General features: G+C 36.4%; 9 protein-coding genes and 1 pseudogene. 4 read left to right on the top strand and 6 right to left on the bottom strand.

The annotated features are described in order from the left end of the window. Positions 1-3: 3 nt before the first annotated feature. A complete protein-coding gene (locus EHQ24_RS08765) occupies positions 4-786 on the top strand; it encodes a CbbQ/NirQ/NorQ/GpvN family protein (protein ID WP_135601293.1) in 783 nt (260 codons plus the stop codon). A gap of 9 nt (positions 787-795) precedes the next feature. Beyond that, positions 796-2568, top strand: coding sequence for a nitric oxide reductase activation protein NorD (locus EHQ24_RS08760; RefSeq protein WP_135601292.1), 1773 nt, complete (start codon positions 796-798; stop codon positions 2566-2568). A 9-nt stretch (positions 2569-2577) separates the two neighbouring features. Here the strand turns inward: EHQ24_RS08760 and EHQ24_RS08755 are convergent, their stop codons facing one another. From EHQ24_RS08755 to EHQ24_RS08730, 6 genes are read right to left on the bottom strand one after another with little or no spacing between them, the layout of a single operon-like run. Beyond that, complete coding sequence (locus tag EHQ24_RS08755; protein WP_135601291.1) at positions 2578-3804, bottom strand: NnrS family protein; 1227 nt, start codon at positions 3802-3804, stop codon at positions 2578-2580. 50 nt (positions 3805-3854) lie between these two features. Then, a complete protein-coding gene (locus EHQ24_RS08750; RefSeq protein ID WP_135601290.1) occupies positions 3855-4481 on the bottom strand; it encodes a Crp/Fnr family transcriptional regulator in 627 nt (208 codons plus the stop codon). 14 nt (positions 4482-4495) lie between these two features. Continuing rightward, positions 4496-6493: a 7TM diverse intracellular signaling domain-containing protein gene (locus EHQ24_RS08745; RefSeq protein ID WP_135601289.1), complete on the bottom strand. Its 1998-nt coding sequence runs from the start codon at positions 6491-6493 to the stop codon at positions 4496-4498. After that, positions 6490-8475 carry a sensor histidine kinase gene (locus EHQ24_RS08740; protein WP_135601288.1) on the bottom strand — a complete coding sequence of 662 codons (1986 nt, stop codon included), beginning with the start codon at positions 8473-8475 and terminating at the stop codon, positions 6490-6492. The genes EHQ24_RS08745 and EHQ24_RS08740 overlap by 4 nt, the downstream gene beginning before the upstream one ends. Further along, positions 8472-9395, bottom strand: coding sequence for a flagellar assembly protein FliH (gene fliH / locus EHQ24_RS08735; RefSeq protein ID WP_002973208.1), 924 nt, complete (start codon positions 9393-9395; stop codon positions 8472-8474). Before fliH ends, EHQ24_RS08740 begins: the two co-directional genes overlap by 4 nt. Positions 9396-9399: 4 nt before the next feature. Beyond that, positions 9400-10542, bottom strand: a complete 1143-nt coding sequence (locus tag EHQ24_RS08730) for a FliG C-terminal domain-containing protein (RefSeq protein WP_135601287.1) — start codon at positions 10540-10542, stop codon at positions 9400-9402. A 113-nt stretch (positions 10543-10655) separates the two neighbouring features. Here EHQ24_RS08730 and EHQ24_RS08725 point away from each other — a divergent pair, with 113 nt between their 5' ends. Further along, a complete protein-coding gene (locus tag EHQ24_RS08725; protein WP_135601286.1) occupies positions 10656-12770 on the top strand; it encodes an adenylate/guanylate cyclase domain-containing protein in 2115 nt (704 codons plus the stop codon). Next, positions 12758-14581, top strand: a pseudogene (locus EHQ24_RS08720) (7TM diverse intracellular signaling domain-containing protein); the annotation flags it as partial. The gene EHQ24_RS08725 and the pseudogene EHQ24_RS08720, both read left to right, overlap by 13 nt. Between the last annotated feature and the right edge of the window lie 248 nt (positions 14582-14829).

Genomic DNA, 14829 nt, shown 5'->3' with positions numbered 1-14829 from the left:
TTTATGTTAACAAAGAAAGCACCCTATTACGAACCAATAGGTAAGGAAATAGAAATCTTTCAAATGGCGGCAGAGAATTCTCTGCCGCTTTTGTTGAAAGGCCCCACTGGATCCGGTAAGTCTCGATTTTTGGAATATATGGCTCACCTAATGGGTCGTAGGCTCATTACAATTTTGTGTAACGATGAAACCTCTTCCGTGGATCTCGTCGGAAGATTTTTAGTGAAAGGTGCCGATACCATTTGGATGGATGGACCCTTAACAACAGGAGTCAAAGAAGGAGCCATTGTTTATTTGGATGAAATTGCAGAAGCAAGACCCGATACACTAGTAACCATTCATTCTTTAACCGACCACCGTCGCACTTTATTTTTAGAAAGAAAAAATGAAGAGGTGAGTGCACATCCAGATTTTTTACTCGTTGCATCCTACAATCCAGGATACCAAAGAGGATTTAAGGAATTAAAACCTTCCACCAAACAACGATTTCTTGGAATGGATTTCCCTTACCCGAAAATGGCTGTGGAAGAAAAAATCATTGTGGGAGAAACTGGTATCAGCGAAACACTAGCCAAAAAGTTAGTTCAATTCGCTAACCTTGTGAGAAATAAACAAGAGTTAGGTTTGGCGGAGACTGTTTCGACAAGGCTTCTTGTTTCTTGTGCAAAATTAATTGCCAAAGGTCTTCCTTCTCGGCTTGCAGGAAGGACAGCGATCATTTTGCCTCTCTCGGACGACAATGATACAGTTGCAGCCTTACAAGACAGCTTCGATTTGATTTTTTAGGTCATAACATTGGAATGGGATCAGTTTGTATTTTACCAGGGTCATAAACTTTGGAAAAAAATTCGTAAAAAACTCACACCACCTAATCCGTATTATGGATATCGGATGGAGTTAGAAGAAGGCCGAATCCTAAGATATTTACAAACATTAAAAAATGAACCAACCACTCTGATATTTGGTGGGGAAAATGTAAGTTTTGGACAAAACTATTTGAAATTTCCGGAAGTGGTTCATTTGTTTTTATCAGAATCCGCTTCCAAGAAATATGTTAGGATCTTACTTGCCTATCTTTCTTATCTTTATAATCTCGAAGCAGTTAAAACAAAGAAGAAAGAAGATATAAAAAAGATAAATGAAGAAAGGCCCATAACAAGGGATCTTTTCTTTTATTTGTTTCGAAGTTTTTTAAATGTATTTCCTGGCATTCGTAGTGATTGGAAAGAAATTCGAATCGAGAGATTAAAAATTCGGAAAAAAGATTTAACACAATATCAAAAAATCACTTCTATATTCACACATGCAACTTCATGTATCTCTGATTTAAAACATGAGTTTCCCACAGGAAAAGATTTTATATCAAAATCTGATAAACAAAAAGTAAAGTCCAAAGAATCAAAACAAAAATTGGATCCAAGTGATGCTGAAGTTTTGGAAGTTGATGAGAAAAAAATAGAAGAATATACGTTAGGCCATAATTTCGAAAAAATCGAAACTGTAGAAGAGTTTGATGGGCAATGGCGTGACATTGACGGTGAGGAGGATATGGAAGAAGAGGATGCTTTACAAGAGCTGAACTTAAAACATATCATTCGAACGGAAGATCCAGTTCATACCACTCGAACCAGTGAGTCTGGATCTGGAACAACATTGGAAATTTTAGATGAAAAGGATATTGGAAATCATTTTTCCTATCCAGAGTGGGATTATAAGTTAAAAAACTATAAACCAGACTACTGTAATGTTGTCGAAGAATTTCCTGAACAGAAAGACGGCCATTATACAAAACAAATATTAGAGAAACAACATTCCACTTTGACGTTGCTAAAAAAGAAGATGATGGCTCTTCTAAACCAAACTCGAATTAAAAAGAGATTGGTTGCGGGTGCTGATATTGACTTGGATGCTCTTGTTGATCGTTATGCGGACATCAAAGCCAAGATTAGTCCATCAGAAACAATTTATATGAATCCCATTCGAGATGTTTCGGACATGGTATTGTATTTCCTTGTTGATATCAGTTTGTCTACAGATTCATGGATCCAAGAGAAAAGAATTTTAGATGTGGAGAGAGAAAGTTTACTCCTATTTTCAGAATGTTTAGAAGAACTAAAAATTCCTTTCGGAATCGCTGGTTTTTATTCTAGAACTCGTAATTTTAATCAATTCCTACATTTGAAACAGTTAACGGAACCTTGGATTTCTGCCCGCGATCGTTTGGGGTCATTATCACCAATTGGGTACACTCGGGTTGGCCCTGCCCTTCGCCATACGAGTTCGATACTAAAACAAACATCCTATAAACAAAAATGGATTATTCTCATCACAGACGCTCGTCCCAATGATTATGATCAGTACGAAGGGAAGTATGGGGTTGAAGATGTAAATAAATCTGTCGGTGAATGTTTGTTAAATGGAGTGCAGGTTTTTACTTTGGCAATTGGAACTGAGGAAAAACCAACAATTCCATCGATGATGAGAAATGCTAGTTATCAAATGTTGTTTCATCCCGAAAGGCTCCTCGATTCTCTCCAAGAGTTTTTTCGAAGAGCCATAAAAGTTTAAACTTTAGATTTATGATGGTTTCCCATCTGGTCTTGGGCTGAATAAAATCTTTGTGTATTGTAGGATGAATAAAGTAAACGCGAGAATCCAACCGATTCCAGAGAGATGATAAGCTAAATTATACTTTCCAAATAAAGGGAAAAGAACTCTGACAATTACTGCAAAATTTAAAATGATATAGGCGCCCACTGTGAGTGGTGATGCTACAATAATCCTTCCTGTATGACCTAAACTCACACGTGTGATCATACCATAAATAAAAACTCCAATTCCACCCACAGTCAAACTGTGTATCGCAGAAGATATTGGAAAGTATCCGAGAGAAGTCAAACTATAAAATAAAAATCCCAAACAAACCCAAAAGTATCCTGTATACAAAATCCATAAGATTGGTTTTTGATATGATTTCCAAGGTTTCCATGAAATGAATCTGACAGTATTTGTGACAAATAAAGAAAAACAAATTAGAAATGAAATGATCAGTAGAATGTCGATTAGATTTATATTATCTATATGAATGTTGATTGAACCATTGGTTGTTAAATAGAATTCAATCAGTTTTGAAATATAAAAAACAAAAGGTAAATATAGGATTGCTGATTCTAATTTTGGCATTCGTTTGAAGGAATATCCCGGAATGACCACTCCAGAAAAAAATGGAACCACTCTTCCTCCAATAATTAAAATGAGAAAAAGTATTACAAAAATACTTAAATGAACATATAATAATGTTTGTTCTGGATTTAAAACTGAACGTGCAGAAAATCCAGCGAACAAATGAAATATGGTAAATAATCCATAATGAAAAATAATTGGTTGATTGTGTTTTTGAGTTGGAACCATCAATTTTGGATAGAGTAGGAGAATGACCATCAGGTCTGAGCTGATGTCTAAACCAAAAGACAAATAGGATAATAATCCAAGTGGGTACATTGAAAATCTTCCCAAGGCCCAAAAGAGTAATAAAAAAAATAAATTTTTCCCCTTTAAGATGCTTGAGTTAGTCCAGTTTTGGACTGCCGTAAAAAGAAAGCCGAGGACAATTGCTTTCGAAAATCCAAAAACCATTTCATAGGAATGCCAATGGATAGAATTAATCTGAATAGGATTGGTGACTGCACTAGAAAGAACGAGTAACCAAAATCCGATCACTAAAATACCATATATAGAACCGAACCAAAAGAAAGGGCGGAATGCAGTGTTCCAAAAACTTAAACCAAAGAATGAAGTCTTCATAGTATGATCCTAATAAAAATTAGAATCATTTCATTGATTCAAATCAAGAACTAAGCCAAAATTTTGAGCAAACCTTCTTTGTCTAGAATGCTGATTTCACCTTTTTGTGTATCAACAAGTCCTTGGTCTTTTAGTTGTTTTAGGATTCTTGAGAATGTTTCCGGTCTTAAATAAAGCAGAGATGCCATTTGTGTTTGTTTCAATTGTAATGAATCAGGTGTTCCGTAAAATAAAAAATGCGCTACTCTTTGCATCGCATCCATTGTGAGCCCACGATTGATTGCTAAATTTAAAGTTTCGATTTTATTCATTAGCGAGTGCAAAAGAATATGATTCAGTTCAATGTTTTTATGAATTCGACTTTGTACCTCAGTGAGAGGCATTCGTAAGATTGTGCTTTTTTTGGTAAATCTACCTGAAGCGGGATATGGTATCCCTTGGATCACCGCCCATTCTGCGATAATACTCACTGGTCGAAAAAAAGTTAAAGTGACTTCATTCATGTTCCCATCATATTTGAATACTTGTAAATCACCTGTAACAAGTAAGTCCATATAAGCAACTTCATCACCGCCATGGAATAAAAATTCATCCTTAGAATAGGTAAGTTCCTGACAACCATCAAAGGCCTTCATTAAGGATTCAGGATTTAGTTGTTTGAGATACTTAATGATCATACAATCAGTTCGTATTATTTTTTCTTTTTGAAATTAGGGATTTTAATTTCAGTTTCTTTGAGGATTTTCCAATAGCGTTTTATCGTCACTTTCCAATCTTCCTTTTGTATTTTGGTAGGAGACAACCTAGAAATGCTCTGTGATTCTTGGATTGGTTGTAATTCCGATACAGGAACAATGGCAGCAATGCCTAAATCGATTTTTAAATATTTCTTTTTGATAATTTTGAAATCAATTTTCGCACCTAACAAACGAACAATTTCAAGAATGATCGCCCATTTAACTTTTACGGGAGTAAGAGTGTTGTAGTTTTCAACTAAATCGCTAAACAATCTTTGTGAAACTTTAGGGTTACTGTGAAATAATAAAAACCTAAAGTGAACATTTCCTCTCAAATCTTGAGTGATGATTAAATCATTATGATTGAATTCTTTAAATGGCGGAAAATCAACCAACCTTACAACGACGGAATTGATTAAATCTAAACTATTGTGAATTTCTGTTTCCGGATTTACTTTTATAGAGTAAGTGATGTCATCTTCCGGAATTACTTCGTTGATAAAGGAGATGAAGTTAACCTGTTCTTTGAATGGAACTTCTTTTAATACTTCTAATCTTGAAAGTTCAATGATATCATCCATCACATTGTCAATAGAGGATTGGACATCGATTACTTCTTTTACTAAGTTTTTATCCTTCGTTTTTTGTGTGGATTCACGAAATGCAATTAGTTTCTCTTTCATAGACTTTAAAGGTCCAGAAATCATTGCATCCATATAATAAAAAATCTTTTCTCGAAGGGAATCTGCTTCCTTCAATCTTTCATAACGATTTTGAAGTTTTCGTTTCATAATCAAAAACTGAAAACGTAAAGCAAGAGTCATCAAAATCAAATATACTAAGAAACTTGTTTCTAAAGAAGATGGTGAATTGAGATATCCTCTTTCGATTAATATTTCTTTTAGTATCGAATACAATAAATATACGAGTGCAAGTAGGTGGATGGTGGAGCCGCGAGTTTGCTCTCGGAATTTATTGAACGTTACATAGATGGCATAACCTATTACAGCAAGTAAATGGATATCCCAATATCCAATAAAGTTATACCAAAATACAGGGTTCTGAATGATCGCAAAGACCGCGATAAAGAAGAACTGCATGAATAGATAGATTCTTTGGTATTTGAAAGGTTTTAATTCAAAAAAGTCCTGGATAAACTTTATAAATCCATATGGTAAAATGAGTAAAAAAGAATACTCTATGAATTTTAAAATAGCGAACTGATTGATTAGAAAAAATCGAACTTCGTTTTTTGATAACTCATAAGCAGAGAAAATAAGTGCAAGGATACTAAAACTGAAATATTCTTTTTTGTCTCTTAAGTTAAAGAAGTTAATAAAGAAAAACAAAGCAATAAAAAGGTAAAAACCAACAAAGATAAGTTCTACGAGTGAATCGTAAAGATTTCCATTTAATGCTTCTTCATAAGTAACTATTCTTATGGGCCCAGTGATGATACCGGCAGAAGTGGATAGTGAAGAATTAATTTTCACTATGAGAACATTTTCCCCTTCCAACAATAAGTCATGCGGAATTGGATAAATTCTTGGTCTACCAAAAGCAAACTCATCAGGATCTTTTCCAAAGGCGGAATTGTTTTTTCCAATCAGTACACCATTGATAAATACTTCATCAGATTGATAGACTTTTCCTAATTGTAAGGCCAAAGATTTTTGGTGTTGCTCTGTTGTGATTTCAAAACTTTTTCGAATCCAAATGGCTCCTTGATAGGAGCGGTTTAAGTTTCGAAAGTTACTAGGAACAGTTGTTATGTCTAAGTTGTTAGCGTTAAACTCGTTGCTAAGAATGTCTGCACTATCGTTAAAGTAAATTCCCCAATCATCTCCGTCCAAACGGAGTACAATTGTATTTTCATCCGTGGAACGAGAACAATTATTAAACAGTAAAATGAAACTTAGGATTATAATTTTATAAAAACTTAAAAGTTTCATTTTATAGGTTTCTCCGGGATACGAATTGTGAATTTAGCACCCATTCCTTCGCTTGACTTTAAACTGACAGTTCCACCTAAAAATTTTGTGGTAGCTTCCACTAAGGTAAGCCCAATTCCGGCACCTGGGATTTCATTTTTTTTGTCACGGTATCCTCTGACAAATTTTTGAAAAATGGTTTCCATTTCTAATTGGCTAAGGCCCATCCCTTCATCCATAACAATGAGTTGGTGGAAACCGTCACGATTAAAAAATTCTATACTAATATCTGTTTTTGGATCTGTGTATTGGTACGCGTTTTCAACGAGGTTTCTTAAAATTGAAAACAACAATTCCTTAGGGAAATAGATTTCCAAATCTACAGGTTTTACTTCCACAGAGGTATTTTTTCTGTATTGTTCCAAATGGTTTTCTACACTAGAAACACAACTTCGGATTAGTTCTGAAACAGAAAAAGACTCATAAAAAGGAATGTATGTTTTGTCTTCTAGTTTACGTAGAAGCATTGCTTCTTCTACCATATAACTCATATAAGATATATGATCTTCTGCTTGTTTGACAGGATCGAGTTCTTGTTTTGATCCTGATTTAGATTTGGTTTTCTTTTTTGCCGCAGACTTTGTTGTTGGTTTGGTTTGTTCTTTGGTTGCTGTTTTCCCACTGTTCGTCGAAATATTTTCTATGGCTTTTTTGATTTTTTCCATCCCTGATTTAAACTCAGAGGATAAATTAATTAAAAAACCTGTTTTGACACGTTCCATTTGGATTAATTCTTTTTCCTGTTCGATAAAGTTTTCCAAACCCAAAACAATATCGTTAGAAAGTTGGATCGAAATCATTACGAGAAAAATAAGAAACCCTAAATACAATGTCCCTGGCATAGAAATGATTTCTAAAGCAGAGAGACTATCAATTAGAATTGTAGGTAACAAAGATGCAATTCCAATCAGAATGAATTTTACCTTTGCAATATTTGCCTTTCCATTTTTTACAAACAAATAAATCACAAGTCCCATTGCTACTGGCAAAACATAATTGAAAAGGGCTATGACTAAGATCCATGTCTTAGGTGTTCTAAAGAATAAAGTAATTACGAATAAAACAAACAAAAATACTTCATATACCAGTAAAACTACATTGCGTTTTATTTTTAAATACTGGTGCATAAAATTTATAAAAAATATCGGTAAACAAATGAGAACTAAAAGTTCGGCAACATAAGACCAAGTAAAACTTTCAAAAAGAATATCTCTATGTTGGGTTCGAATTAAAACATAAATTCCCATAAAGATAGAAAAGAGTGCAAAGAAAAAGTTTTCGCCAGCTCGTCCGCGAACAATCGAACCTACTAAAAAGTAAATTCCCATAAATATAAACACATATCCACAGACCATGGCAAATGCTTCTTTGGAAAAGACAGATTCGCGTAACAGTCGTTCTTTGGCAATGGTCGGCGCTTCTTTGAGACCATTGAGATTCGTCGCAGCATAAATGCGAATTGCCATTATATTTAGGCCGGGTTTGAGAAGGTGAGTTGGTAGAGAATAAATCCGAATTTTTTGGAAGTCTACTTCTAGTCGAGGAAGTACAGTTCCCGTTTTGTCGATTAAAGTTCCATTTAGATAAAATTCATCGATATCTCGGATGCGACCAAGTTGGATCGCAATCGGTTCTACAGGTGTTGTATAGTTCTCAGGTAAATAAAAAGAACATCTATACCAGTGGTAGCCTGTTAGGTTTTCGGTTTTAGAAATTCCATAATCAGGAACTGAACGTTTGACCCAGAAAGACTCTTCAACAGTTTCATCTCTCCAATCTAAATTGTCTCCTTTACGAAATAACCAATCTGTTTTTAATACGATTGGTTTTTCGAAAGAAGTGATCATGGTTCCACATGGTTCCGCCGCCAAACTGAACACAGCTGGTGCGAAAACGAATGCGAACCCGAATACAAGACGGTAAATGCGGGTTTTGAAGATCATATCGGTTCGACGTTTCGAATAGCCTCTTCGATTTCTTTGAGCTGAGTGGAAATCCTTGCGTCGATTGCTCCCACATCTGTTTCGATGATCACACCACCGCGGTCAACACGAGAGTCTTCGTAGATGTTTACTTTTCTGAGAGATTCCATCAGTTTGATCAGTTCGTCTTTATGAGCCGTTGTGAGTTCTAAGTCAGCAAAGTTCACGCGAATATCAATACGATCGCGATCTTTGATTCGTTTCATTGCTTCACGAATGTTATTGAGTACAATTTCTTTACGTTCAATGATTTCGTCTTTGATTACTTTTCTTGCAATCACAAGAATCATTTCTACCATTTGTTTTTCGGACGCAGCAATCATCTCTTCTCGAATATCGATCGCCTTACCAATGATTGTTCCTAATCGGTCAATGAGTCGTCTCACTTCCCCTTGGCCTTTTTTAAATCCTACTTCTCGACCTGCATCATAACCTTTTTGATAAGCCTCGTGTTCGATCTCAGCCTGTTTCATTTCGGCTTCTTTGATCATCCGTTCGACTTCCATCTTAGCACGATCTAAGATTTGTTCCGCTTTGGCGCGGCCAGAGTCTTCTTCTAATTTAATTTTTTCTTTGGAGTCTTGAACCATTTGGAAGGCTTTGGTTCTACCTTCTTCTTCAATGGCTTTGGCTTGTTTTTTAGCGTCTTCTAATAATTGGCGAACTTGTTCTTCTGTTTCTTGGCGATACCTTTGGAGTTCCGCTTCGATTTCTTCAATCGATGGACCTTGGTATTGTTCGATTATATTCCCTTCTTGGTCTATCTCGAAGTCTTCTTGTTCGTCGGTTTTATGAAATTTTTTGTACTTATCAGGAAGTTGAATCTCAACTTCTTCTTGTAAGTCGGCAATTTGAATGGGTTTAAAGACGAGTTTTGCCATATACTTACTTCAATCTCCAGAGTTTCACTTTGCCCTCATCCATTGCTTCACGCAAACGATCTAAGATTCCCTTTTGGGCTTCTTCAATCTCCGCAAGTGAAACAGGACCTAACGAATCCCATTCGATCTTTATTTCTTTCACAAGCCAAGATTCCAAATTGGAATAAACTTGATCGCGAAATTCTGTTTCCACTCCCTTCAACGCACAAGCAATGACAAGAGGATGGATCTCAGAAAAGAACCGAGTGAGGCTCGTCCTTCCTAAATGAAGGAGGTCTTCCAAACGAAAGTAGTGTTCTACTATAGTTTCGGCATATTCTGGGCTTTTTTTCTGAATTCGTTCAATTAAATTTTGAGATGGCAAAAAAGGAAGCCGAGTCAGAATTTCACCTGCCGTTTTGGCTTTCCGGCTGCGGATCTTCGAAACTGGCATTTTTTTCTGGATGAGCTCCATTTTGAACCGAAGGAATCTCTCTAATTGGTCTCTTTCCTGGTCAGAATGGTAATCAATTTCCGAAAGCGCCAAAATAATCTCTTCCCTGTTACTTTCTGGGTATTCTGCTAAAACTTCTGAGGCAGTTTCTGGGTCGGAAAAACTGAGAACTCGGGCGGTAACTTCTGAAGATTCGTCCATGGTCAAGTTCCTGAGCATTTCCAGAGAGAACTTTGGAAGTTCTGACCAAATTGGGCCCACCATACGTTTGGCATCTTCTTCTTTTAATATTTCTTCGAGTAGCGAATACAGCTCGTTTGTTTCTGGATGTTTGCTATGCGCATATTTCCCGTTTGTTCCACCGAGATTTTGTACATGATCCTCGTTGTTCACATAACCGCCCCCGAGCGGTGGCTTGCCATGGGAAGGCGCGGTTTTCCCCCCGTTTCTGGGTGGATATGCGTTATTCGTGTATTCATCCTTCGAGTCGTAAGTGCCACGATCCGGTTGGTTTCCTTTTTTTTGTAGGAATTTTGTGAAGGAGAGAAGGATGTCTTTTTCCTGGCCTTTGGTCGGTGAAGGATTGGATTCCACTTTTAAAAGTAGGGATTCGATTTCGGAATCACTCAAATGAGCGAACACTTCATCCGGCAAATAGCGGCCTAAGATTTTGTAGGCAAGGGCGGCTTTATTGGAACCGGACGGGGTTTTCATTTAAGAGACATAATAGCTAAACAATGCGGTCGTACAAACCAAAAAATATTATTTTTTTAATTTCGAAAACTTCCTTTCCAAATTCCTGTCCTCCGAGTCTCTGAAGGTTAGGGATGACCCGTCAGAAACTAATCTATCTTTTCATTGCCATTTTGGCAACGGCTTGTCGTATGGCGGCCCCCTCCCCCCAAATCCATTCGGGTGAATTGGATCTCGTGAGTTTTCCTTTCGAGTCGGGAGGAGCTATGGAACTCCAAGGGGATTGGAAATTTTTTCCTAACCAATTTAATGTCTCAGCAGATGCAGCCCCTTCCTCTTATCTCCCCGTTCCTGCCCTTTGGAATCAGGTTCCCGTAAGTTCTGGGTTTCCTGATGGGAAAGGATATGGGACTTATGTTTTGGATATCAAACTTCCTGAAGAAAGTCATATCTATTCGGTTTATATACCTGAAGTTCGAACTGCGTTTCGGTTGGTGGCAGGTAATAGGAGTTTGGCGTCTGGTGTGCCTGGTGTCAGTAAGGAAACCACAACACCGAGCGCTTGGGGGCAAAGTTTCACGATTGCTGCTAAGAATCATTTACAGATCCGTATTGAGGTCAGTAATTTCCATCATAAAGAAGGTGGTCTTCCTAATGCACCTATCTTTGGTTTAGCGGAAGGTGTTCAAAACTATATTTTGGCACAAAGTACTATAGATTTAGCGTTAACTGGCGCTATATTTATGTTTGGGTTGTATCATTTTATTTTGTTTTTTTATCGAAACAAACAAAGGGAAGCATTCTATTTTGGTTTTTTTTGTTTGGTATTTGCGGCAAGAATTCCTTTTATCGGAAGTAAAACTATTTATGCGATGTTTCCCAATATACCTTGGGATTTAGTGATTTATGTTGAATACGCCTCGGTTTTTGTATTAGGCATTCTGTTTTTATGGTTTGTGGATGGACTTTTCCCTCGTTTTATAGACACAAAAATTATTTTATACTTTAGCGCATACGTACAGTTTATGTTAGTTTATGGTTTGATCATTAAACCAGAAACATACACTCAGTTTGAAGTTGTTTTTCAAGTTTTGGGTGTAGTATATGCTGTATTTTTGGGAATTCGATTGTATCAGATGGTGCGAAGAGGATTACCAGATGCGGGCATTTTCTTTTTAGGGTATCTGATTTTATTTGTTGGTTTTGTTTACGATGTAATCCTTGCCTATCGTGGAGAAGGGGAGTCTACTTTATCACAAATTGCTGTATTTTTATTTTTTGGTGTCCAATCAACAATTGTTACACTTCGTACAGCAAGGACTTTCCGCAAAAAACTTTCTTTAAAAGATGAATTTGAATCAATCAATGAAGAATTTATATTAACCAATCGTTTTTTTGCAAAGTTCATTCCAAGAGACTTTTTAACTCATTTGGGTAAGGAAAGTATCGAAGAAGTTCGGTTAGGTGATAGTAGTGAAAGGGAAATGACTGTCCTCTTTGCGGATATTTGGGAGTATTGGGATATCATTTATTCAATTCCTCTAGAAAACCGAATGTTATTTACCAATTCTTATTTAGGCCGGATTGGCCCTTGTGTTCGTAAAAATAATGGTTTCATCGATAAATACATTGGAAGCGCCATTATGGCTCTTTTTGATGGAGGAATCCAAAATTCCATCAAAGCTGCCGAGGACATCCAGTGGGAATTGGAAAAATACAATGAACGTAGAAGATCGTTTGGATACTTATCGCTCCATGCAGGTATCGGAATTCATTCGGGAGATACCATGCTTGGGATTTTGGGCGAAGAGGAAAGGCTTGAATCGACAGTCATTGCTGACACAGTCAATCTTTCTAGCCGTATCCAAGGATTAACCAAAAAATATGGTGCCAGGATTCTTGTTAGTCTCACATCACTTATGTTACATGAAGATTTGGATACAATTCCTTATCGAATTTTGGATTTTGTGCGAGTGAAAGGAAAACAAGAAACGGTGATGATCGCCGAAGTTCTGATTCCTGATATTGATCCGATATCTAATAAAAAAATTGAAAATAAAGATCAATTTGAAGCAGCAATTTTTGATTATGAACGAGCAGATTTTGTTTCCGCTTTAGAAAAATTCAGATCTGTATTTGCCGATAACCCAGATGATTTGGCTGCACAGATCTATATAGAAAGATGCGAATATTATCAAACGGCAGGTGTAGGTGAAGATTGGGATGGGGTTTCTGCATGGGAAAAATAATCAAAACCATTCCATTTGTTTTATGCATTTTTATTTCTTCTGTTTTATTTTTTTCCTGTACATCGAATTCCTCACCAGAAGCGGTCAAAGGGTATCTCGAACTTCCTCTCGAATATGTAAAAGAAAATAAAAAACTTTCTACTAGTGGTGAATGGGAATTTTATTGGGGAGAAGTTTACGGTGAAAGTTTATTTGAAAAAATAAATGAACCTAATAAATCTTATGTGAAAGTTCCTTCTTCTTGGAACTCCTATCGACCTGAAGGGGAAGGTGGTGATGGTTTTGCCGTATTTCGTTTAAGGTTCAAGGTGCCTGATATTAATATTCGGTATTACCTCCGAGTCCAACCAGCAACTAGTTCTTACGAACTCTATGTCAATCGACAAAAAATAGCAAGTTCAGGTAAGGTAGGTACTGACGAACTTAAGTCCGTTCCCAAATATCAAATCCAATACGTTTCCTTCCAACCAGAAACCGAAGAACAAGAAATACTGTTTGTGATCAGTAATTTTCATCATGCTCGTGGTGGGTATAGGAAACCAATTGAAATTGGGACTAAAGAGGTCATCCAAAACCAATCTCTTATTTATTCTGCTGGTGAAGTATTTGTTTTTGGGGCGATGCTCACAATGGCATTATACCAACTCACAGTATTTTTCTTTCGAAGAGAGGAAAAAAGTTCCCTTTTCTTTGCTTTGTTTTGTTTGTTCACTGGTTTACGATTAGTAGTTCTTGATAACTTTTATATCATGTATGCATTCCCTGATTTTTCATGGCATTGGATGCAGGTATTGGATTATACATCGGCACCACTTCTTGTCTGTTTTTTCTTAGGATACTTAAAGAGTTTATTTCCTGGAAGGTCGGAAGTTCCCAAGTGGATGTTATACTCTTGTTGGAGTATAACGGCTTGTTTTGTTTCCTTTGTTGTTTTGACCGATGCAAAACTATTTACAAAAACAAATATTTTTTCACAAGTTTTGATCCTCTTTTTTAGTGTTTGTTCTTTTTATGTGATTTTGAAGATCTATCGTCAGAGAAAGAAGGATAGTAGTTTGGTTTTTTATGGATCACTTCTACTAATGCTCGGATCCACTCATGATTTGATGGCAGGAAATTATTGGTTCCAATCCCAACCACTAATGCCTTTTTCTTTATTTATTTTCTTTTTGTTCCAAAGTATCCTGCTCGCAAGAAGAAATGCAAGGTTTTATTCATCGATGGATACTTTAACTACAGAACTAATTGAAGTAAACAATCGCTTGGAGTCATCTAACAAAATATATGCGAAGTTTGTGCCTTTGCGACTCATTCAATTATTTTCTAAAGAATCAAAATCAAAAGTCAAACGAGGGGATTTTATCGTAAAACAGATGTCAGTATTGTCTTCTGATATTAGAGATTTTACTGCAATCTCAGAAACATTAAGTCCTGAAGAAACATTTTTATTCCTAAATGATTATTTACGTCAAGTTGGACCAACCATCCGGTCACACAATGGATTTATTGAAAAATACGTTGGGGATGCCATTTTTGCTTTGTTCGAAAAACAACCTGAAGATGCAATTTCTGCAGGGATAGAAATGCACAAAACGATTGCAAGGTGGAATTTGGAATCAAGACCTCATCGGGTAGGTGACATCCAAATCGGTGTAGGGATCCATTTTGGTGAATTGATGTTAGGTATCATTGGTGAAGAACAAAGGATTGAATCTGCGGTTTTGTCTGACTCTATGGGAGTTGCTAACTCTTTGGAATCAATGACAAAAAAATATGGTGCCAAAATCATTATAAGTTTAGATGCGTTACTTGAATTACAACATCCAGATTCCTATCCGCATAGAATTTTGGATTTCATTAAAATACCCGCCAAACAAAAGTTAATTGGGATTGCTCAAGTGTTAGTGGAAGGTGTGGAAGAGTCATTTGATCTAAAATTAAAAACCAAAGAACAATTTGAGGAAAGTGTGAATTTGTTTTGGGATGGGGAGTTTGTAAAAGCGGGTGTGGGTTTTCGTTCTGTCCTCGAAATCGACCCTTCCGACAAGGCCGCAAAGTT

This window comes from Leptospira noumeaensis, from assembly GCF_004770765.1.
Classification (GTDB): domain Bacteria; phylum Spirochaetota; class Leptospiria; order Leptospirales; family Leptospiraceae; genus Leptospira_A; species Leptospira_A noumeaensis.
Note: the sequence above shows the minus strand (reverse complement) of the source record. Positions and strands in the feature narration are given on the sequence as shown.

Excerpts from the sequence above, each read along its gene's own strand:
- EHQ24_RS08755 (WP_135601291.1), bottom strand. The coding sequence starts at position 3,804 with ATGAAGACTTCATTCTTTGGTTTAAGTTTTTGGAACACTGCATTCCGC.
- EHQ24_RS08750 (WP_135601290.1), bottom strand. The coding sequence starts at position 4,481 with ATGATCATTAAGTATCTCAAACAACTAAATCCTGAATCCTTAATGAAG.
- EHQ24_RS08745 (WP_135601289.1), bottom strand. The coding sequence starts at position 6,493 with ATGAAACTTTTAAGTTTTTATAAAATTATAATCCTAAGTTTCATTTTA.
- EHQ24_RS08765 (WP_135601293.1), top strand. The coding sequence starts at position 4 with ATGTTAACAAAGAAAGCACCCTATTACGAACCAATAGGTAAGGAAATA.
- fliH (WP_002973208.1), bottom strand. The coding sequence starts at position 9,395 with ATGGCAAAACTCGTCTTTAAACCCATTCAAATTGCCGACTTACAAGAA.
- EHQ24_RS08740 (WP_135601288.1), bottom strand. The coding sequence starts at position 8,475 with ATGATCTTCAAAACCCGCATTTACCGTCTTGTATTCGGGTTCGCATTC.
- EHQ24_RS08725 (WP_135601286.1), top strand. The coding sequence starts at position 10,656 with ATGACCCGTCAGAAACTAATCTATCTTTTCATTGCCATTTTGGCAACG.
- EHQ24_RS08730 (WP_135601287.1), bottom strand. The coding sequence starts at position 10,542 with ATGAAAACCCCGTCCGGTTCCAATAAAGCCGCCCTTGCCTACAAAATC.